Origin of the sequence: Pseudomonas sp. NY15364 (genome assembly GCF_048068235.1) — a bacterium.
Lineage (GTDB): Bacteria > Pseudomonadota > Gammaproteobacteria > Pseudomonadales > Pseudomonadaceae > Aquipseudomonas > Aquipseudomonas mendocina_D.
The window spans coordinates 1-19,954 of record NZ_JBLUPX010000022.1 but is presented as its reverse complement, the minus strand read 5'-3'; the positions used below and the strand labels follow the sequence as shown (position 1 = coordinate 19,954).

Annotated in this window: 17 protein-coding genes; 10 read left to right on the top strand and 7 right to left on the bottom strand. The window is 62.4% G+C overall.

What is annotated here, in order from left to right; translation table 11 throughout:
* Genes ACNFCJ_RS17370 through ACNFCJ_RS17355 form a run of 4 tightly spaced genes read right to left on the bottom strand, consistent with a single transcriptional unit; the run spans window position 1 to window position 5,795 of the window.
* Window positions 1-1,020 (bottom strand): ABC transporter permease, encoded by a 1,020-nt coding sequence (locus ACNFCJ_RS17370; RefSeq protein WP_416772668.1) that lies wholly within the window; start codon window positions 1,018-1,020, stop codon window positions 1-3.
* Window positions 1,021-1,022: 2 nt separating this feature from the next.
* Window positions 1,023-2,108 (bottom strand): microcin C ABC transporter permease YejB, encoded by a 1,086-nt coding sequence (locus tag ACNFCJ_RS17365; RefSeq protein WP_125879894.1) that lies wholly within the window; start codon window positions 2,106-2,108, stop codon window positions 1,023-1,025.
* Window position 2,109: 1 nt separating this feature from the next.
* A complete protein-coding gene (locus ACNFCJ_RS17360) occupies window positions 2,110-3,969 on the bottom strand; it encodes an extracellular solute-binding protein (protein ID WP_416772666.1) in 1,860 nt (619 codons plus the stop codon).
* Window positions 3,966-5,795 carry an extracellular solute-binding protein gene (locus ACNFCJ_RS17355; RefSeq protein WP_416772665.1) on the bottom strand — a complete coding sequence of 610 codons (1,830 nt, stop codon included), beginning with the start codon at window positions 5,793-5,795 and terminating at the stop codon, window positions 3,966-3,968. Before ACNFCJ_RS17355 ends, ACNFCJ_RS17360 begins: the two co-directional genes overlap by 4 nt.
* 147 nt (window positions 5,796-5,942) lie before the next feature.
* On the opposite strand from ACNFCJ_RS17355, the gene ACNFCJ_RS17350 reads away from it, so the two are divergent.
* Complete coding sequence (locus ACNFCJ_RS17350; RefSeq protein WP_416772664.1) at window positions 5,943-7,385, top strand: HDOD domain-containing protein; 1,443 nt, start codon at window positions 5,943-5,945, stop codon at window positions 7,383-7,385.
* Here the strand turns inward: ACNFCJ_RS17350 and ACNFCJ_RS17345 are convergent, their stop codons facing one another.
* On the bottom strand, window positions 7,386-8,960 hold the full coding sequence (locus ACNFCJ_RS17345; protein ID WP_416772662.1) for a LysM peptidoglycan-binding domain-containing protein: 1,575 nt from the start codon (window positions 8,958-8,960) through the stop codon (window positions 7,386-7,388).
* 121 nt (window positions 8,961-9,081) lie between these two features.
* Window positions 9,082-9,855 (bottom strand): hydroxyacylglutathione hydrolase, encoded by a 774-nt coding sequence (gene gloB, locus ACNFCJ_RS17340; RefSeq protein ID WP_416772660.1) that lies wholly within the window; start codon window positions 9,853-9,855, stop codon window positions 9,082-9,084.
* A gap of 72 nt (window positions 9,856-9,927) precedes the next feature.
* On the opposite strand from gloB, the gene ACNFCJ_RS17335 reads away from it, so the two are divergent.
* The 7 genes from ACNFCJ_RS17335 to nudC all read left to right on the top strand — a co-directional run bounded on the left by ACNFCJ_RS17335 (window position 9,928) and on the right by nudC (window position 17,932).
* The gene (locus ACNFCJ_RS17335) at window positions 9,928-10,686 is read left to right on the top strand and encodes a class I SAM-dependent methyltransferase (protein ID WP_143503888.1); all 759 of its coding nucleotides are present in this window, start codon (window positions 9,928-9,930) and stop codon (window positions 10,684-10,686) included.
* A 41-nt stretch (window positions 10,687-10,727) separates the two neighbouring features.
* Window positions 10,728-11,180, top strand: a complete 453-nt coding sequence (gene rnhA / locus ACNFCJ_RS17330; protein ID WP_099524432.1) for a ribonuclease HI — start codon at window positions 10,728-10,730, stop codon at window positions 11,178-11,180.
* Between the two features lie 73 nt (window positions 11,181-11,253).
* The gene (gene dnaQ, locus ACNFCJ_RS17325; protein WP_416772658.1) at window positions 11,254-12,012 is read left to right on the top strand and encodes a DNA polymerase III subunit epsilon; all 759 of its coding nucleotides are present in this window, start codon (window positions 11,254-11,256) and stop codon (window positions 12,010-12,012) included.
* 121 nt (window positions 12,013-12,133) lie between these two features.
* Window positions 12,134-14,377: an Orn/Lys/Arg decarboxylase N-terminal domain-containing protein gene (locus ACNFCJ_RS17320; RefSeq protein ID WP_416772656.1), complete on the top strand. Its 2,244-nt coding sequence runs from the start codon at window positions 12,134-12,136 to the stop codon at window positions 14,375-14,377.
* Window positions 14,378-14,578: 201 nt separating this feature from the next.
* The gene (locus ACNFCJ_RS17315) at window positions 14,579-15,391 is read left to right on the top strand and encodes a crotonase/enoyl-CoA hydratase family protein (protein ID WP_416772654.1); all 813 of its coding nucleotides are present in this window, start codon (window positions 14,579-14,581) and stop codon (window positions 15,389-15,391) included.
* Window positions 15,392-15,428: 37 nt separating this feature from the next.
* Window positions 15,429-17,108, top strand: coding sequence for a hypothetical protein (locus ACNFCJ_RS17310; protein ID WP_013715347.1), 1,680 nt, complete (start codon window positions 15,429-15,431; stop codon window positions 17,106-17,108).
* Window positions 17,108-17,932, top strand: a complete 825-nt coding sequence (gene nudC / locus ACNFCJ_RS17305) for an NAD(+) diphosphatase (RefSeq protein WP_013715348.1) — start codon at window positions 17,108-17,110, stop codon at window positions 17,930-17,932. The genes ACNFCJ_RS17310 and nudC overlap by 1 nt, the downstream gene beginning before the upstream one ends.
* 92 nt (window positions 17,933-18,024) lie before the next feature.
* Here nudC and ACNFCJ_RS17300 read toward each other — a convergent pair whose 3' ends face one another.
* Window positions 18,025-18,804 carry a TSUP family transporter gene (locus ACNFCJ_RS17300; RefSeq protein ID WP_115291699.1) on the bottom strand — a complete coding sequence of 260 codons (780 nt, stop codon included), beginning with the start codon at window positions 18,802-18,804 and terminating at the stop codon, window positions 18,025-18,027.
* A 102-nt stretch (window positions 18,805-18,906) separates the two neighbouring features.
* Between ACNFCJ_RS17300 and ACNFCJ_RS17295 the strand changes: the two genes are divergently transcribed.
* Both ACNFCJ_RS17295 and ACNFCJ_RS17290 read left to right on the top strand, forming a co-directional pair.
* Window positions 18,907-19,554, top strand: coding sequence for a hypothetical protein (locus ACNFCJ_RS17295; protein ID WP_416772653.1), 648 nt, complete (start codon window positions 18,907-18,909; stop codon window positions 19,552-19,554).
* Window positions 19,555-19,743: 189 nt separating this feature from the next.
* Window positions 19,744-19,954: transposase domain-containing protein (locus ACNFCJ_RS17290; protein WP_416772651.1), on the top strand; the 211-nt coding region annotated here is incomplete at its 3' end.

Sequence of the window (19,954 nt, the reverse complement as noted above, 5' to 3'; positions counted from 1 at the left end):
TCATTTCCTCGGGTCGAAGGCATCGCGGGCGGCTTCGCCGATGAACACCAGCAGGCTCAGCATGATCGCCAGTACGGCGAAGGCGCTGATACCCAGCCAGGGCGCCTGCAGGTTGCTCTTGCCCTGGGCGACCAGCTCGCCGAGCGACGGTGCGCCGGGCGGCAGGCCGAAGCCGAGGAAGTCCAGCGCAGTGAGGGTGCCGATGGCGCCGGTCAGGATGAAGGGCATGAAGGTCATGGTCGAGACCATGGCGTTGGGCAGGATGTGGCGGAACATGATCGCGCCGTTGCCCATGCCCAGCGCCCGCGCCGCACGCACGTACTCGAGATTGCGGCCGCGCAGGAACTCGGCGCGTACCACGTCCACCAGGCTCATCCAGGAGAACAGCAGCATGATGCCCAGCAGCCACCAGAAATTCGGCTGCACGAAGCTGGCGAGAATGATCAGCAGATAGAGCACCGGCAGGCCTGACCAGATTTCCAGAAAGCGCTGACCGATCAGGTCGACCCAGCCGCCATAGAAGCCCTGCAGCGCGCCGGCGATCACGCCGATCACCGAGCTGGCCAGGGTCAGGATCAGGGCGAACAGCACCGAGATGCGAAAGCCGTAGATCACCCGTGCGAGCACGTCACGGCCCTGATCGTCGGTGCCCAGCCAGTTCTGCGCCGAGGGCGGTGCGGGGGCCGGTACTTCCAGGTCGTAGTTGATGCTCGAATAGCTGAACGGGATCGGCGGCCAGATCATCCGCCCATCTTTCTCTGCGATCAGGTCCTGAATATAGGGACTCTTGTAGTTGGCCTGCAGCGGGAACTCGCCGCCGAACACGGTTTCCGGGTAGCGCTTGAGCACCGGGAAATACCACTCGCCGTCGTAGCGCACGGCCAACGGCTTGTCGTTGGCGATCAGTTCGGCGCCGAGGCTCAGGCCAAACAGGATGAGAAACAGCCACAGCGACCACCAGCCGCGCTTGTGCGCCTTGAAGCGGTCGAAACGGCGTCGATTGAGAGGGGAGAGTTTCATGCTCAACCCTCCCGGCTTTCGAAGTCGATGCGTGGATCGACCAGGGTGTAGGTGATGTCACCGATCAATTTCACGATCAGCCCCAGCAAGGTGAAGATGAACAGGGTGCCGAACACCACCGGATAGTCGCGGTTGATCGCCGCTTCGAAGCTCATCAGGCCCAGGCCGTCGAGCGAGAAGATCACCTCGATCAGCAGGGAGCCGGTGAAGAAGATGCCGATGAAGGCTGCGGGGAAACCGGCGATGATCAGCAGCATGGCGTTACGGAAGACGTGGCCGTAGAGCACGCGATTGTTGGTCAGGCCCTTGGCGCGGGCTGTCACCACGTACTGTTTGTTGATCTCGTCGAGAAAGCTGTTCTTGGTCAGCAGGGTCAGGGTGGCGAAGTTACCGATGACAAGGGCGGTAACCGGCAGCACCAGGTGCCAGAGGTAGTCGAGAATCTTGCCGCCGAGGCTGAGCTGCTCGAAGTTGTTCGAGGTCAGGCCGCGTAGCGGGAACCAGTCCCAGTAGCTGCCACCGGCGAACAGCACGATCAGCAGGATGGCGAAGAGGAAGGCCGGGATGGCGTAGCCGACGATGATCGCCGAACTGGTCCAGACGTCGAAGGCGCTGCCGTGGCGGGTGGCCTTGGCGATCCCCAGCGGTATGGACACCAGATACATGATCAGGGTGCTCCACAGACCGAGCGAGATCGACACCGGCATCTTCTCGATGATCAGGTCGATGACCTGGGCGTCACGGAAGAAGCTGGAGCCGAAGTCCAGCTGCGCGTAATTCTTCAGCATGATCCAGAAACGTTCCGGCGCCGACTTGTCGAAGCCGTACATCTTCTCGATCTCGGCGATCAGTTGCGGATCGAGGCCCTGTGCGCCACGGTAGTTGGAGCCGGCCACCGACACTTCGGCACCGCCGCCACCGATGCGCCCCGTGGCGCCGCCGGCGGCTGCATCGAAACCTTCCAGCTTGGCGATCATCTGTTCGACCGGGCCGCCGGGCGCGGCCTGGATGATGATGAAGTTGATGACCAGAATGCCGAACAGGGTCGGGATGATCAGCAGCAGGCGGCGAAAGATATAGGCCAGCATGTTATGGCTTCGCCTCTTCGGTCGCTTGCTCTGCGGCTTGCTGCTGAGCGTCGTTCGGCTGCTCCAGGCCTGGGCGCACCCACCAGGTGTGCAGGCCGATATCGTAGAGTGGCGTCACCTTCGGGTGCTCGAAGCGGTTCCAGTAGGCGACACGCCAGGTCTTGATGTGCCAGTTGGGGATCACGTAATAGCCCCACAGCAGCACGCGATCGAGGGCGCGGGTATGGGCGATCAGGTTCTGCCGCGAGTCGGCGTTGATCAGCCCTTCGACGATCTGGTCGATGGCCGGATCCTTGAGCCCGATGAAATTGCGGCTACCAGGATTGTCGGCGCTGGAGGAATGCCAGTACTCGCGCTGTTCGTTGCCAGGCGAGTTGGACTGGCCGAAGCCGCCGACGATCATGTCGAAATCACGCGAACGCAGGCGGTTGATGTACTGCGAAACGTCGACGCGGCGAATCACCATTTCGATGCCGAGGTCGGCCAGATTGCGCTTGAAGGGCAGCAGAACGCGTTCGAATTCGGTCTGCGCGAGCAGAAATTCGAAACTTACCGGCTGGCCGCTGGCGTCGAGCATGCGATCACCATCGATACGCCAGCCGGCCTGTTGCAGCAGCTGATAGGCGCGGCGCTGCTGCTCGCGGATGATGCCACTGCCATCGGTGACCGGTACGTGAAATTCTTCGCTGAACACCTCGGCCGGAATCTTGCCGCGCAGCGGCTCGAGAATCGCCAGCTCATCTTCGCCGGGCAGCCCGCGTGAGCCCAGCTCGGAGTTGTCGAAGTAGCTGCGGGTGCGGAAGTAGGCACCGTTGAACAGGCGCTTGTTGGCCCATTCGAAGTCGTACAGCAGGCCCAGCGCTTCGCGTACGCGGCGATCCTGGAACTGCGGACGGCGGGTGTTGAAGATGAAGCCCTGCATACCGGTCGGGTTGCGGTTCTGGATCTCTTCCTTGATCAGCTGGCCGTTGGCCACTGCCGGGGTGTTGTAGGCGGTGGCCCAGTTCTTCGCGCTGGTTTCCAGCCAGTAGTCGAACTGGCCGGCCTTGAGCGCTTCCAGGGCTACGGTGTTGTCGCGGTAGTAGTCGATCTGGATGGTGTCGAAGTTGTAGAAACCGCGGCTCACCGGCAGGTCCTTGGCCCACCAGTCCTTGACGCGCTCGTAGCGGATGCTGCGCCCGGCCTGGACCCGGCCGACCCTGTACGGGCCGCTGCCCAGCGGGGCTTCGAGATTGCCCTTGGTGAAGTCGCGCTCGGCCCACCAGTGCTTGGGCAACACCGGCAACTGGCCGACGATCAGCGGCAGCTCGCGGTTGCCGGCATGCTTGAACACGAAGCGCACGCTGTGCGGCGATTCCACCTCCACCTGCTCGACGTCGGCGTAATAGCCGCGATACATCGGCGCGCCTTTCTCCATCAGGGTGTCGAAGGTGAACTTGACGTCCTCGGCGGTGATCGGCGTGCCGTCGTGAAAGCGCGCTTCCTTGCGTATCAGGAAGCGCACCCAAGCGTTGTCAGGCGCTTTCTCGATCTTTTCTGCCACCAGGCCATAGGCGGTGAACGGCTCATCCATGCTCTGCACGGCAAGGGTGTCGTAGATCAGATTGATCTCGTCGGCTGCCACGCCCTTGCTGATGAAGGGGTTGAGGCTGTCGAAGCCACCGAAACCCGCTTCGCGAAAGGTACCGCCCTTGGGCGCGTCGGGGTTGGTGTATTCGAAGTGCGTGAAGTTGGCGGGATATTTGGGCGGCTCGTCGTAGAGGGTGACGGCATGCTTGGGGGCGGCGAAGGTGAGGCCGGCCAGGCCGAGCAGGATGAGGCTGCTACCGTGAAGCAGGAAACTGCGCAGCGGGTGGATCATCGAGCGTTCTCCGTGGGCTTCAGCCACCAGGTGCGCAGGCCCAGGGTGTAGGGCGGCGTGGTGACGAAGGCGAACCGGTTGCGGTACGCCAGGCGGTGATAATTGATATACCAGTTGGGAATGCTGTAGTGCTGCCAGAGCAGGACTCGGTCCAGGGCCCGTGCGGCTGCTACCTGTTCGTCTCGAGTCTGCGCCGAAAGCAGCTTGTCGATCATCTCGTCGACCACCGGATCGTTGACGCCTGCATAGTTCTTGCCGCCCTTGATGTTCACCTGGCTGGAATGGAAGTACAGCGATTGTTCCAGGCCTGGGCTGAGGGTTTGCGGCAGGGTCAGCAGGATCATGTCGTAGTCGAACTGGTCAAGGCGTTGCTTGTACTGGGCGCGATCGACAGTGCGCAAGTTGGCGCGTATGCCGATACTGGCGAGGTTGGCAGTATAGGGCTGGAGAATGCGCTCGAGGCTGGGGTTGACCAGCATGATCTCGAACTCGAGGCGTTGACCGCGGGCATTACGCAGCTCCTGGCCGGAGGTCTTCCAGCCGGCGTCGGCCAATAGACCGAGGGCGCGGCGCAAGGTTTCCCGGGGGGTGCCGCGGCCATCGGTTACCGGTTGTGTCGGCGCCTCGGTGAACAGGCGGGCCGGCAGCTTGTCGCGGTGCGGTGAAAGCAGCAGCCATTCGGCGCCTTCGGGCTTGCCGGTGGCCGAGAATTCGCTGTTGGGGTAGTAGCTGGCGGCGCGCACGTAGGCGTTGTTGAACAACGTACGGTTGGTCCACTCGAAATCGAACATCAGCCCCAGCGCTTCGCGCACGCGGCGGTCGCTGAACAGGGCGCGGCGGGTGTTCATGAACAGCGCCTGGGTCTGCGTCGGGATCTGGTGGGGGATCTCGGCGCGGACCACTTCGCCGCGGGTCACGGCCGGAAAGCGATAGCCGTTGCTCCAGTTCTTCGCCTGGTTCTCGATGTAGAAGTCGAATTCACCGGCCTTGAAGGCCTCGAAGGCGACATGGTTGTCGCGGTAGAACTCCACTTCGACGCGGTCGAAGTTGTACTTGCCGCGATTGACCGGCAGGTCCTGGCCCCACCAGTCCTTGACCCGTTCGAACACCAGGCGTCGGCCTGGCACCACCTGGACGATGCGATAGGGACCACTGCCCAGCGGCGCCTCGAAGGTGGTGCTCTTGAAGTCGCGGTCTTTCCAGTAGTGCTGCGGCAGCACCGGCAGTTCGCCCAGGCGCAGGATCAGCAGAGGATTGCCGGCGCGCTTGAAAACGAAACGGATACGGTGACGACCGAGGATGTCGACGCGCTTCACTTCCTGCAGATTGGTGCGGTACTGCGGATGGCCATCATTGCGCAGCAGGCGATAGGAGAAGGCCACGTCGTAGGCGGTGATCGGTTTGCCATCGTGAAAGCGCGCTTCCGGGCGCAGGTTGAACACCACCCAGCTGCGATCCTCGCTGTACTCGACGCTCCTGGCGATTAGGCCATAGCTGGAGGCGGGTTCGTCGCCTGACGGGTCGTAGGCACCGGTGCCGACCATCAGGGGCTCGTTCAGCTCGTTGGCGCCGTATTGCAGAAAGTGCGCGGTCGAGATCGGGCTGCTGCCCTTGAGCGTGTAGGGGTTGAGTGTATCGAAAGTGCCGGACGCCATGATGCGCAACGTGCCGCCTTTGGGCGCGTCGGGGTTGACCCAGTCGAAATGACTGAAGCTGGCAGGGTACTTGAGTGTCCCGAACTGGGCGTAGCCGTGGCTCTCGCTGATAGTCGCAGAGGCGGGAAAGCTCAAGGCCAGGCTGAGGAACAGCAGGAGGAGGGGACGCATCGGGCGTGAGATCCGATCCTTGGCGGCGTTTGGGCTTCTGGGGCCGTACAGTAACAGCTTGTCTGGGCAGGAAAAAGAGCACGGTGGCGGGTGAGCAGTAGCGGCACTTTGGCATACACTTCACAGACACGCCATGAGGGTACGAAATTGTCGGAACGAAGCCATGGTCTGCAGTCATGGATCGATCGCCTGAACCAAGCCGAACTGCCCGCACTGGCTGCCGTGGTGCAGGATCTGCAGCGCCTTGCGCAGCAGGATTCTGCTTCGGTGCAACAACTGGCCGATGTGTTGCTGCGTGATGCAGCGCTGACCAGCAAGGTGCTGCGGGTCGGCAACAGCGTCTACTACAACCCATCTCAGGAAACCATCAAGACCATCTCACGGGCCATCGTGCTGATCGGCTTCGACAATGTGCGTCTGATTGGCCTGTCGGTCAGCCTGATCGACGGACTGCTCACCCGCGCTCCGCGCGAGCAGCTGCAGGAGTTGCTCGCGCGCTCCTTCCACGCCGCCGTGCAGGCGCGCAACATCGCCGGTTACGTGCTCTCCAAGCATGTCGAGGAGGTGTTCATCGCCGCCTTGCTCCATCATCTGGGCGAGCTGGCGTTCTGGGGCTGTGGCGGCGAGCAGGCGGACGAGCTGGCTGCAGCTCTGGCGCAACCCGGAATAGAGGCCGATGAGGCGGTACGCGAGGTCCTCGGCACCAGCTTCCGCCAGCTGACCCAAGGGCTGGTGAAAAGCTGGAACCTCGGTGAGACGGTCAGCCTCGCCCATGCCGGCGCCAACCAGCACGACCCGGCGGCATACGCCGTGCAGCTGGGCGTGCGTATCAGCGAGGCCGCGTTGCACGGCTGGGAGTCGCCGGAGATGGAAGCGGTGCTGGCGAAGATGGCGGCATTCGTCGACCTCAGTGCCGAGGATGCGCTGCAGCAGGTGCTGGCCAGTGCCGAGGAGGCGGTCAAGGTGGCCTCCACCTTCGGCGCCAGCAAGCTGTGCCGGCTGATTCCCAATACCGACCCCGAGCAGATCCGCCTGCAGCAGGAAGAGCGCAAGGCGCGTCTGTTGCAGCCTGACTTGTTGGTGATGCAGCAGGCGCTGCAGGACCTCGGCCTGATGATCAGTGCGCGGGCCGATGTTGGCCTGGTGCTCGATACGCTGCTCAAGGGCTTGCACCGTGGCGCAGGGCTGGAACGGGTAATGCTCACGGTGCTGGCCGATGGGCAAAGCCGCTTTCGCGCCAAGCGCGTGATTGGCGACAAGAGCGAGCAATGGCTGCAGGATTTCGTCTTGCCGGCCGAGCAGGCGGAGCAGCCGCACATCTTCAGCTATGCGCTGCGCCATCGTGAAGCGATCTGGATGGGGGTGCCTGCCAGCTACAATCTCGCCGAGCTGGTGACCCAGCCGATCCGTCGCAGTCTGGGCAATGGCATGTTCTTCATCGCGCCGATCATTGCGGGTACACGTGAGATCGGCGTGATTTATGCGGACAGTCGTTTGTCGGGGCGAGCGCTACGGCATGAGCAGTTCGTCGCCTTTCAGCGCTTCACCCAGCTCACCGGGCGCTGCCTGGAGGCCATCAGCAAGCGCTGATCAGGGTAGATAGAGTGTCAGCATTTGCCCGGGGCGCAGCGTGCTACTGCGTGGATTCCAGGCTTGCAGGCGCTTGAGGTCGATCTTGAAGCGCTTGGCAATCACGTACAGCGAGTCGCCGTGCTGCACGCGATAGTAGGTGACCTTGTCCCGCGAGCTGGTGCTGCTGCGGTTTGTGGCGGCAACCTGAGGGGCGCTGTCAGTGGCTGCCAGCGTCAGTACCTGGCCGACTTTCAGCTGATTGCCTTGCAGCTTGTTCCAGCGTTTCAGGTCATGCACGGCAACCTGGTTGGCGCGTGCGATCTGCCAGAGGTTGTCGCCATTCTTCACGCGGTAGGTGCGGCTGGCAGTGCTCTGCGCGGTGCTGCGCTGTTGATACAGCGGCTCGTTTGGCGCCGTGCCGGGCTTGGCCGGTATGGTCAGCACCTGGCCGATGCTCAGGTTGTTGCTGCTCAGGCGGTTGACGTCCTTGAGCATGTTCACCGACAGGTGGTGACGGTTGGCGATGGCGTGCAGGCTGTCGCCGGAACGCACGGTGTAACTCTGCCAGTCGACCATTTCCTGCGGTTTCATCAAGGCCAGGTTGGCGCTGAGCATCTCGGCTTTGTCGGTTGGTACCAGCAGATGTTGCGGGCCATCGAGGGTAATGCCGCGCTTATAGGCCGGGTTGAGCTGCAGCAGTTCCTGTTCATCCAGGTCGGCCAGTTTGGCGACGCGGGCCAGATCCATGTGCTGCTTGATCGCGATCTGTTCGAAGTAGGGTTCGTTGGCGATCGGCGAGAGGGTAACGCTATAGGCTTCCGGCGTCAGGATCACCTGTGACAGCGCCAGTAGCTTGGGCACATAGTCTTCGGTTTCCTTGGGCAGCGACAGGTTCCAGTAGTCGCTGGGCAGGCCGAGCTTCTCGTTGCGTTCGATGGCGCGACTGATGCGGCCTTCGCCAGCGTTGTAGGCAGCGAGGGCGAGTAACCAGTCGCCGTTGAACATTTCGTGCAGGCGGCTGAGATAGTTGAGTGCGGCCTGGGTTGAGGCGGTGACGTCGCGGCGACCGTCGTACCAGTTGGTCTGGCGCAGGTTGTAGTAACGGCCGGTAGACGGAATGAACTGCCAGAGGCCGACCGCGTGCGCCGAAGAATAGGCCAGTGGGTCGTAAGCGCTTTCGATCACCGGCAGCAGCGCCAGCTCCATCGGCATGTCGCGTTCAGCCAGGCGTTCGACGATGTAGTGGATATAGGGGGCGCTACGTTCGCTGACGGTGTCGACATGCTTCGGATTGCTGGCGTACCACAGGCGTACGCGCTCGATGCGCGGGTTGATACCTATCTGATCCTGCAGCTTGAAGCCGTCGCGCATGCGCTCCCAGATATCGGTGTATTCGCGGGGTTTGACTTCGCTGCTGAGCCACTCGGGCTCACGTTCCATGCCGATGGCGCGTGAGGTATCGGCAGAGCGATCCGGGGTGTCGCTGGGCAGGCTCTGACAACCGGCCAGGATCATGCAAAACATCACTGCGAGCGCTCGAGAGCTTCGCTCCAATGCCTTTATATTCAATGGCTTGCGTGATGATAAAGGCATTGGCTGAGGTGTTCATCCCGACGAAAAATTCGGGCGATTCTAGGAATCGAGGCGGTGCTGGTCAAGTTTTCACCAGTCCTGGACTGGTCTTTTGCGGGCTTGTCGACCTTTTTCTCAGCAGCTAGAAGTTGTCTTTCCAGGCGCGCAGGCTAGCGAATACGGCGCTTGGCTCGCTCGACTGCCGGTCATCGCGTCCGTTGGTCGCAGTGAGGACCGAAGGTTCGCCAACACGCAGGAAAGGATTGGTGGCCAGTTCCAGTTCGATGTTCGACGGCAGACTGATGCGGCCTTCGTCGCGCCAGCGGGTCACTTCGGCCAGGCGTTCGTTCAAGCGTGCATTGTCCGGCTCGACGGCGTGGGCGAAGCGCAGGTTGCTCAAGGTGTATTCGTGGGTGCAGTACACCAGGGTACGGGCGGGCAGGGCCGCCAGGCGGCTGAGAGACTGATGCATCTGTTGCGGGGTGCCTTCGAACAGGCGGCCACATCCGCCTGCGAACAGGGTATCACCGCAGAACAGCAGGTCCTGTCCGGCGTGGTAGTAAGCGATATGACCGAGCGTGTGGCCAGGCACGGCCATGACCTGGAAGCGCAGGCCGAGCACGTCGATCTCGTCGTTGTCGCTCAGATCGAGGTCACGGGCCGGGATCTTTTCCGCCGCAGGGCCGGCGACACGTGCGCCGGTGGCGTTCTTCAGTGTTTCGACACCGCCGACATGATCGAAGTGGTGGTGAGTGATCAGGATGTCGCTGAGCGTCCAGTCAGGACGGGCTTCCAGCCAGGCCATGACCGGCGCTGCGTCGCCGGGGTCGACCACGGCGCAGCGCTTGCTGCGGGCGTCCTGCAGCAGCCAGATATAGTTGTCATTGAAGGCGGGCAGCGCGTCGATCTGAATCATTGCGGGTCGCTAAGCTGGTGATAAAGGTGCATCTTAGACACGACATGCAGAACCTGTCATGCGGAGGCAGCGATGACTGATGAGGCATTCGCCCAGGCCGACCCTGAGTGGCTCAAGCTTATCGGCGAGGCGCGCGACTGGCTTGCCGGGCCGCTCGGCCAACTGTTGCTGGAGGAAGAACGGCGCTTGCTGGAAGAGGAGCTGGCGCGTTTTTTCGGTGGTTATCTGGTGAGCTACGGCCCTGGTGCGGAGGGGCCGCCCAAAGCGGGACAGATCCAGCACAACGTGCGCCTTGGCGCGCCGATGCCGGGTGTGCAGATCGTCTGCGAAGAGCAGTCCTGGCCGCTGGGTGAGCACGCTGCCGACGTGGTGGTGCTGCAGCACGGTCTGGATTTCAGCTTGTCACCCCACGGCCTGTTGCGTGAGGCGGCGCGTAGCGTCAGACCTGGCGGGCATCTGCTGATTCTGGGGATTCACCCCTGGAGCGCCTGGGGCGTGCGGCGCCTGTTTGCCCGGGACGGTTTGGCCGAGGCACGTTGCATCGCCCCGAGCCGTGTCGGCGACTGGCTGAGTTTGCTGGGCTTTGCGTTGGAGAAACGGAGGTTCGGGTGCTATCGTCCGCCGCTCGCTTCGCTTGCCTGGCAAACGCGCCTGCGGCGAATGGAGAGCTGGGGCGATGCCTGGCAGTTGCCGGGCGCTGGTTGTTACCTATTGGTAGCACGCAAGTTGGTGGTTGGTTTGCGTCCGTTGCGGCAGTCGCGCCGCGAGCCGATGGGCAAGTTGCTGCCGATGCCAGTGGCGAAGGTCAGTCGGCGTGATCTCGACAACTGACTGCCAGACTGCGGCCAAACAATTCTGTACAGAGTCTATGAATGTCTGAAAACCATGATGTGGTGATTTACACCGACGGCGCCTGCAAAGGCAATCCTGGTCCCGGAGGTTGGGGCGCGCTGCTGGTGTACAAAGGCGTGGAGAAGGAACTTTGGGGCGGCGACCCCAATACCACCAACAACCGCATGGAGCTGATGGCGGCGATTGCCGGCCTGATCGCGCTGACCCGGCCGTGCTCGGTCAAACTGGTGACCGACTCGCAGTATGTGATGAAAGGTATCCAGGAATGGCTGCCGAACTGGAAGAAGCGCGGCTGGAAGACCGCTTCGAAAGAGCCGGTGAAAAACGCCGATCTCTGGCAGAAGCTGGATGAGGAAGTGAATCGCCATCAAGTGAGCTGGCAGTGGGTGCGTGGGCATACGGGTCACCCCGGCAATGAGCGTGCCGACCAGCTGGCCAATCGCGGCGTCGACGACGTGCGTGCGGCGCGCTGAGCGGTTATTCAGCACCTGAGTTAAGATGCTGCGCTGAGTGTGCGGCAACCCGAATAGATGAGAGAGGCAAGGCGTGACAACCGAGAGCACCGTCAAACGCTACGTAGTGCTGGATACCGAAACCACGGGTATGCCGGTCACCGACGGGCACCGCATCATCGAGATCGGTTGTGTCGAATTGTTGGGCCGCCGCCTCACCGGGCGTCACTTCCACGTTTACCTCAACCCCGATCGTGAAATCGACGAAGGCGCCATCGCGGTTCACGGCATTACCAACGAGTACGTCGCCGACAAGCCGCGTTTTAAGGAGGTCGCCGATGAGTTCTATGAGTTCATCAAGGGCGCCCAGCTGATCATCCACAACGCGGCGTTCGACGTTGGTTTCATCAATAACGAGTTCGCCTTGCTGGGGCAGAGCGAGCGTGCTGACGTCAGCGATTACTGCTCGGTACTCGATACCCTGATGATGGCGCGCGAGCGCCATCCGGGACAGCGCAACAGCCTGGATGCGCTGTGCAAGCGTTACGGCGTCGACAACTCCAACCGCGAATTACACGGCGCCTTGCTCGACTCGGAGATTCTTGCCGACGTCTACCTGGCGATGACCGGCGGGCAGACCAATCTGTCCCTGGCGGGTGATGGTGCTGATGGCGATGGCAGCGGGCGCCAGCAGGCTACGCCGATTCGCCGCCTGGACCCTTCGCGTGCGCGCACTCGCGTCATTCGTGCCAGTGAGGAAGAGCTCGCGGCCCATATGGCGCGCCTGGCCGTGATCGAGAAATCCGCTGGCGGTCCATCGCTGTGGGCTCAGCTGGAAAAGTCGCCGGAATAACCGAACAGCGCAATTGCGACCTTTTGTTATAGCGTGATGCACAGGGGGTTCCGCCGATCAGGGCGAGCCTCTAACCTGAAGTGATGGGCAGGCCCAGCCTGCCAGCCTTCAGGACGCCACAATGTATAAAGATCTCAAGTTTCCCGTCCTAATCGTGCACCGCGATATCAAGGCCGATACCGTGGCCGGTGATCGCGTGCGCGCCATCGCGCAGGAGCTCACTCAGGACGGATTCAGCATCCTGCCCACGGCGAACGCCGCCGAGGGGCGCATCGTCGCCTCCACCCATCACGGTCTGGCCTGCATTCTGGTGGCCGCCGAGGGAGCGGGGGAGAACAGCCGCCTGCTGCAGGACATGGTCGAGCTGATCCGTGTGGCCCGGGTGAGGGCGCCACAATTGCCGATCTTCGCCCTGGGCGAGCAGGTCACCATCGAGAACGCGCCTGCTGAGGCCATGGCCGATCTCAACCACCTGCGCGGTATCCTCTATCTCTACGAAGACACCGTGTCCTTTCTGGCCCGGCAGGTTGCGCGGGCGGCGCACAATTACCTTGATGGTCTGCTGCCGCCCTTCTTCAAGGCATTGGTGCAACACACCGCGCAATCCAACTATTCCTGGCATACGCCGGGTCATGGCGGTGGCGTGGCCTATCGCAAGAGTCCGGTCGGCCAGGCTTTCCACCAGTTCTTTGGTGAAAACACCCTGCGCTCGGACCTGTCGGTCTCTGTGCCGGAGCTGGGTTCGCTGCTCGACCACACTGGCCCGCTGGCGGAAGCTGAGGCTCGTGCCGCGCGCAACTTCGGCGCCGACCATACCTTCTTCGTGATCAACGGGACCTCGACGGCGAATAAGATCGTCTGGCATTCCATGGTCGGTCGCGATGATCTGGTGCTGGTGGATCGCAACTGCCACAAATCGATCCTGCATTCGATCATCATGACCGGCGCGATTCCTCTGTATCTGTGCCCCGAGCGTAACGAGCTGGGCATCATCGGGCCGATTCCGCTTTCCGAGTTCAGCAGGGAGTCGATCCAGGCCAAGATCGACGCCAGCCCGCTAGCCCGCGGTCGTGCACCCAAGGTCAAGCTGGCGGTGGTGACCAACTCCACCTATGACGGGCTCTGCTACAACGCCGAGATGGTCAAGCAGGCCCTTGGTGATTCGGTCGAAGTACTGCATTTCGATGAGGCCTGGTATGCCTATGCGGCGTTCCATGAGTTCTACGCCGGCCGTTATGGCATGGGCACCCAATGTGACGAGCAGTCGCCGCTGGTGTTCACCACCCATTCCACGCACAAGCTGCTGGCGGCGTTCAGTCAGGCGTCGATGATTCACGTGCAGGATGGCGGCCAGCGCCAACTGGACCGTGACCGCTTCAACGAAGCTTTCATGATGCACATCTCCACTTCGCCGCAGTACGGCATCATCGCCTCGCTGGATGTGGCCTCGGCGATGATGGAGGGGCCGGCCGGGCGTTCGCTGATTCAGGAAACCTTCGACGAGGCACTGAGCTTCCGCCGCGCCTTGGCCAACGTACGGCGCAACCTGAGCGCCGAGGACTGGTGGTTCAGTATCTGGCAGCCGGGCGCTGCCGACGGTGCCGACAGCCTGTCCACCGCAGACTGGGTGCTGCAGCCAGACGCCGATTGGCATGGCTTCGGCGAAGTGGCCAGCGACTACGTGCTGCTCGATCCGATCAAGGTCACGCTGGTGATGCCGGGCCTCAATGCCGCCGGCAAGCTGGAGCAGCAGGGCATTCCTGCCGCGGTTGTCAGCAAGTTTCTCTGGGAGCGTGGCCTGGTGGTGGAAAAGACCGGCCTTTATTCCTTCCTGGTGCTGTTCTCCATGGGCATCACCAAGGGCAAGTGGAGCACGCTGCTGACCGAGTTGCTGGAGTTCAAGCGCAGCTACGATGCCAACCTGCCGCTGATCGATGTGTTGCCCTCCATCGCCCACGCGGGCGGTGGGCGTTACCAGGGTATGGGCCTGCGTGACCTGTGTGACGCGTTGCACGGTTGCTACCGCGAAAACGCCACGGCCAAGGCGCTGAAGAGCATGTACACGGCTTTGCCTGAGCTGGCGATCAAACCAGCCGACGCCTATGACCGGCTGGTGCGCGGTGAGGTGGAGGCGGTGCCTATCGATCAGTTGCAGGGGCGTATCGCTGCGGTGATGCTGGTGCCTTATCCGCCAGGCATTCCGCTGATCATGCCGGGCGAACGCTTCACGGCGGCGACGCGCTCGATTCTCGACTACCTGGCATTCGCCAGAACCTTCGATCAGGCCTTCCCGGGTTTTGACATCGACGTGCATGGCCTGCAAACCGAGGCGGGCGAGTACAGCGTGGATTGTTTGGTTGAATAAAACGGGGGAATCTGCTGCGGCGTAAGAACCTCGGCAGATCAATCTCTTATCTCTGATATTCAAAGCAGTTGCTAACGTGTCGGGGCGTGCCCTGCGTCACAGTGGCAAGCATCGACTTTTATGGCGTGCTTGTTATAGTTGCTCGGTTATTAATCACAAAATTGTTACTGTGCTGCCGAGCCGCGGCTGAGGATGCCTGCCATGTCCGACTACAAAGCCTTCCACGTCGAGCTGGCGGACAAGATCGCCCATGTGCAGATCAACCGTCCAGACAAGATCAACGCCATGAATGCCGACTTCTGGCGCGAGATCATCGAGATATTCCAATGGGTCGACGACACCGATGCAGTGCGTGTGGTGGTGCTCTCCGGGGCGGGCAAGCACTTCTCCTCAGGCATTGACCTGATGCTGCTGGCGTCGGTCGGCGCCCAACTGGGCAAGGACGTCGGTCGCAACGCCACCGCGCTGCGTCGCAAGATTCTCGAACTGCAAGCCTCCTTCAATGCTGTCGACAACTGTCGCAAACCGGTGCTGGCGGCCATCCAGGGTTATTGCATTGGTGGTGCCATCGATCTGATCAGCGCCTGCGACATGCGCTATTCCACTGTCGATGCGCAGTTCTCGATCAAGGAAATCGATATGGGTATGGCTGCCGATGTCGGCACCCTGCAACGCCTGCCGCGCATCATCGGCGACGGCATGATGCGTGAGCTGGCCTACACCGGACGCAGCATCGACGGCCACGAGGCGGCTCGCATCGGCCTGGTCAACCGCACCTATGAAGATCAGGAGGCTCTGCTGGCCGGGGTAATGGACATTGCCGCACAGATCGCTGCCAAGTCGCCGATTGCCGTACGCGGTACCAAGGAAATGATTCGCTACATGCGCGATCACCGCGTCGACGACGGCCTGGAATATATCGCCACCTGGAACGCCGCGATGCTCCAATCCGAAGACCTGCGCCTGGCCATGTCAGCGCACATGACCAAGCAGAAGCCGGAGTTCGCCGACTGATGCCGTATTCGCTGATGTTCGTTGCGAGGCCTATCGCATGGTAAGTGGAGCCACATCGCTGAACCTGGTGCGCGACGAGCTGTTCGTGACCATGGAGGAAGCCGAGCAGAGCCTTGAGCACTTCATCGCCGAGCGGCATAACGGCAGCCTGTTGCAGCAGGCGGTGGAGAGCCTGCACCAGGTGCGCGGTACGCTCAATCTGATCGAGTTGGCAGGCGCCGAACTGCTGGCGCAGGAAGTGCTCGACCAGGCCACCGACATACCCGCTGGTGCCGGCGAGGAGCGCGATGTACAACTCGCGGCGCTGAGCAACGCGCTGCATGTGCTGCGTCGCTACCTGGAAAACGTCGACGCCCATCGCCAGGAAATGCCCGAGCTGCTGCTGCCGGCGATCAACGATCTGCGCCAGGCCGGCGCGCAACAGCCACTGCCGGAAAGCTTCTTCTTCAGCGTGCGCCTTGACCATGCGCGGCCGCACAGCGCGACCCAGACGCTCGACGGGGCGGCCAAGCTGGCCGAAGGCAAACGCCTGCGCCATATGTATCAGGTGGGCTTGCTCGGTTTCATTCGTGAGCAAAATCCGCAAGCCAGCCTCAAGCTCATGGTGCGTGCCATGGCGCGCCTGGACAGCTTGTTCGCCAACGAGCCGCGAGGGCGCATGTGCTGGATCGGCGCGGCGGCCATCGAGGCGCAATGCGATGGCCAGCTGTTGCCGCGTAAGGCGCGCAAGCAGCTGTTCTCAAGGCTCGATCGCGAACTCAAGCTGATGCTCGGCAACCCTCAGTACGAGGCGCCACGCAGCCTGCTCAAAGAGCTGTTGTATCTGGTTGCGCTGGCAGACAGCCACGGACCACTCGCCAGCGCCATGCGCGAGGTATTCGGCCTCACGCCGCTGCCGTTCACCGATCACCTGCTGGAAGAGGAATACCAGCGCCTGGCCGGCCCCGGCCAGGCGGTGATGCGTTCACTGTCCACTGCGATTCGCGAGGAACTGGCCAGCGTCAAGGACATGCTCGATCTGCTCGAGCGCGGCACCTTGCAGGGAGAAACCCTGGGTACCCTGCATGCGCTGCTGGGCAAGCTGGCCAAGACTCTCGGTATGGTCGGTCTGAACTCTGCGGGTAATTCGCTGAGTGCGCAGTTGCCGCAGGTCGCGGCCTGGAGTGAAGACACGCCACCGCAGCCGGAACAATTGCACAAGTTGGCCGATGCGGTGCTCTATGTCGAAGGCATGGTCGCCAGTCTGGAGCGGGGTGAAGGCCGCGATTCCCGGCCGGCAGCCGTCGAGCCCGGCAATGAAGCCGACTCCTTCGCCAGCCACCAGCTCAATGAAGCCCGTATCGTCGTGGTCGATGAGGCGCAGGCCGGTCTTGCTCTCGCCAAGCGCGCTATTACGGCTTATCTGGAGTCCGGTGGCGACAAGATGCACCTGTCCAATGTGCCGTTCAGTCTGCAGGCCGTTCGGGGTGGTCTGTGGTTCCTTGAGCAGCGCCGCGCCGCAATGTTGGTCGGGGCGTGCGCCGACTACATCCAGACGCGCATGCTCGAATCAGGGCAGATGCCTTCGGAGCAGATGCTGGAAACCCTGGCCGATGCGCTCAGCAGCCTGGAGTACTACCTGGAAGCTGGCGCCGTCATGCGTCCTGAAACCCGCCCGAGTGTGCTCGACCTTGCCGAAGAGAGCGTCAAGGCGCTGGGCATGCCGGTGGCTGCCTGATGGTCTGGCGTAATACGTTCCTCGATCCGGCCCAGCCGGGTGGCTGGGCGCTGCTCTACAGCCAGCAGCACTTTCTTGCCGACAGCAATGGTGTGCTGTTCCCGCGTGACTGGATCAAGCGCCAGGATCTGCCGATCATCGGCGAGCAGGGCATTGGCCATTTCGGTGAGGACGCCGTCTATCTCGTACAGGTCAAACCGTCGGCCGCGCTGGATGGCTGCAACTGGCAGAGCCTGCGCCAGTTCATGTTGCAGGGCGAGGCGGAAACCTTCCGCATGCTCGCCTACGCCGCGCAGATCGGCACCTGGTACTCCGAGCATCGTTTCTGCGGCAGTTGCGGTGCGCCGACCCGGCAGCTTTCTGGCGAGCGGGCCATGCGTTGTGACAGCTGCGAATCGCAGCATTATCCGCGCCTGGCGCCGAGCATGATCGTGCTGGTGACGCGTGGCGATGAAGTCCTGCTCGCGCGTTCGCCGCGTTTCGTGACAGGGGTCTACAGCACTCTGGCGGGCTTCGTCGAACCCGGTGAGTCGGTTGAACATTGCGTGGCGCGCGAGGTGCGCGAGGAAGTCGGGCTCGAAGTGAAGAGCTTGCAGTACATCGGTAGCCAGGGCTGGCCGTTCCCGCATTCGCTGATGCTCGGCTTCCATGCCGAATATGCCGGTGGCGATATTGTCATGCAGGAAGACGAAATTGAGGATGCGCGCTGGTTCCGTATCGATGATCTGCCGCCGCTGCCGGCATCGCGTTCCATCGCCCGCCATCTGATCGATCTCTACGTTGCCAGGCGCCTGGGTCTTCCCGAGCCGACGCTGCCGGTGTAAATCGCCTTATGCAGGAGCGGCTTTAGCCGCGAACTCACCGACCATTTCGCGGCTGAAGCCGCTCCTACGCGACCCTGGATAGCCCGCCGGATTCAGCCAAACCAGTGCTGCCAGACCAGGCGGGCGGTCAGCGCCAGTACCACGGTGATGAATACCGGACGAATGAATTTCGAGCCGCCCTTGATCGCGGTGCGTGCGCCGAGGAATGCGCCGACCATCAAGGCCGCGCCCATGCTCAGGCCGAGTACCCAGGCCACCTGGCCAAAGGCGATGAACACCGCAAGCGCTGCCGCGTTGCTGACGAAGTTCATGGTGCGCGCCACACCGCTGGCACGCACCAGGTCGAGCGGATACATCAGCAGGCTGCTGACCGTCCAGAATGCGCCGGTGCCAGGGCCGGCCACGCCATCGTAGAGCCCCAGTCCCAGCCCCTGTGGCCACTGCCGGCCACGGGCAATCGGCAGGTCGTGTTCGGCTGGCGCCTCCGGCATACGGCCGAACAACAGGTAAATGCCGCAGGCGAAGACGATCACCGGCAGCATCTGGTTGAGCCAGGCGGCCGGCATCCAGTGGGCGATGATGGCTCCCAGCAGGGCGCCAATCAGCGTCGCCAGCAGGGCATTGCGCCATTGTGCGGGGTTGAACAGCTTGCGCCGGTAGAAGGTCAGGGCAGCGGTACCCGAACCGAAGGTGGCGCAGAGCTTGTTGGTGCCCAGCACCAGGTGCGGCGGCAAGCCGGCGGTCAGCAAAGCCGGAATGGTCAGCAGGCCGCCTCCACCGGCAATGGCGTCGATGAAGCCGGCGACGAAGGCGACCAGGGCGAGAATGGCTAGGGTACTGGGGTCAATGGCGAGCTCGAGGGCGAAAGGCATATCAAAGTGTCGACTTGTGGGCGAGTGCGCAGCCTGTTGGCTGTTCGTCGTGGGGAGAGCTGCGCATAATGCCGGGATTTCGTCAGAGAAGGAACGCAATCGATGCAATACGACGGGTTGGCCTGGGCCGTGGCGCTGTTGGCCGTGTTGGCGCTGCTGGTGGCATTGCGCATTCTGCTCAATACGGGCTGGTTCCTCGGTTGGTTGCGTGGCACCTGTGGTCTGGCATTTCTGGCCCTGGCCGGATTGGTCGGCCTGGTGGCGTACGACTTGTACGCCTACGAGCCGCTGCAGGCGGGCAAGCCACTGGTCACGCTGAGTTTCAAGGCCGACGGTCCGCAGCGTTATCAGGTGACGCTGCTCGAAGGTAGTCGTGAGCGCACGGTCACGCTCGAGGGCGACATGTGGCAACTCGACGGCCGACTGATTCGCTGGAAAGGTCTGGCCGAGCTGATTGGCCTTGAGCCGGGTTACCGCTTGGAGCGTCTATCTGGGCGTTTTCTGGCCATCGAGCAGCAGGCGTTGGCGCAACACGGTCGCGTGCAGTTGGCCGAGAGCCCCTACGGTGTGGATCTGTGGCGCTGGTTGCGGCTGAGCCAGCGTGATCTGCTGCTGTTCGACCCGCAGGCGCTGCGCGTCACCTACCTGCCAATTGCCGCCGATGCGGTGTACAGCGTCAGCCTGACGCCGACCGGCCTGCTGGCTGAGCCGATGAACCCGGCAGCCGAAGCCGCGTTGAAGGATTGGTAAGCGGTAGCAGAGTGTGGCAGAAGTAGGGTGCGCCGTGCGCACCACAGATGGATTCGGTCTATCGGTGCGCACGGCGCACCCTACAAAAAAGGCACCTATAGGGTAATGCCAGTCAGTTAAGCGCTACAGCTTGACCTTCTGCGCGCTGAAACGAAAATCCGATGCTTGTTTTGAGCATCGGATTTTTTTATGCGACTTTCCCGCGCCTTGGCACTGACTCACGAAGCGGCTTCTGCCACCCACTCCCTTGACGAGCTGGGGGCGCTGCTTGATCCAGGCCTAGTTAGCACCGCACTGGAAACGGCGGGAGTGGCGACCCTGCGTAAGCGACGTCTCCCTCTTGAAGCCATGCTCTGGTGCGTGATCGCCATGGCGTTGTTTCGCCGGATGTCGGCCTGGG

Coding starts and splice junctions, on each gene's coding strand:
- ACNFCJ_RS17365 (WP_125879894.1), bottom strand. CDS start 2,108: ATGCTGGCCTATATCTTTCGCCGCCTGCTGCTGATCATCCCGACCCTG.
- nudC (WP_013715348.1), top strand. CDS start 17,108: ATGGTCTGGCGTAATACGTTCCTCGATCCGGCCCAGCCGGGTGGCTGG.
- ACNFCJ_RS17300 (WP_115291699.1), bottom strand. CDS start 18,804: ATGCCTTTCGCCCTCGAGCTCGCCATTGACCCCAGTACCCTAGCCATT.
- ACNFCJ_RS17315 (WP_416772654.1), top strand. CDS start 14,579: ATGTCCGACTACAAAGCCTTCCACGTCGAGCTGGCGGACAAGATCGCC.
- ACNFCJ_RS17295 (WP_416772653.1), top strand. CDS start 18,907: ATGCAATACGACGGGTTGGCCTGGGCCGTGGCGCTGTTGGCCGTGTTG.
- ACNFCJ_RS17370 (WP_416772668.1), bottom strand. CDS start 1,020: ATGAAACTCTCCCCTCTCAATCGACGCCGTTTCGACCGCTTCAAGGCG.
- ACNFCJ_RS17360 (WP_416772666.1), bottom strand. CDS start 3,969: ATGATCCACCCGCTGCGCAGTTTCCTGCTTCACGGTAGCAGCCTCATC.
- ACNFCJ_RS17320 (WP_416772656.1), top strand. CDS start 12,134: ATGTATAAAGATCTCAAGTTTCCCGTCCTAATCGTGCACCGCGATATC.
- ACNFCJ_RS17355 (WP_416772665.1), bottom strand. CDS start 5,795: ATGCGTCCCCTCCTCCTGCTGTTCCTCAGCCTGGCCTTGAGCTTTCCC.
- gloB (WP_416772660.1), bottom strand. CDS start 9,855: ATGATTCAGATCGACGCGCTGCCCGCCTTCAATGACAACTATATCTGG.
- rnhA (WP_099524432.1), top strand. CDS start 10,728: ATGTCTGAAAACCATGATGTGGTGATTTACACCGACGGCGCCTGCAAA.
- ACNFCJ_RS17310 (WP_013715347.1), top strand. CDS start 15,429: ATGGTAAGTGGAGCCACATCGCTGAACCTGGTGCGCGACGAGCTGTTC.
- ACNFCJ_RS17335 (WP_143503888.1), top strand. CDS start 9,928: ATGACTGATGAGGCATTCGCCCAGGCCGACCCTGAGTGGCTCAAGCTT.
- ACNFCJ_RS17345 (WP_416772662.1), bottom strand. CDS start 8,960: ATGCCTTTATCATCACGCAAGCCATTGAATATAAAGGCATTGGAGCGA.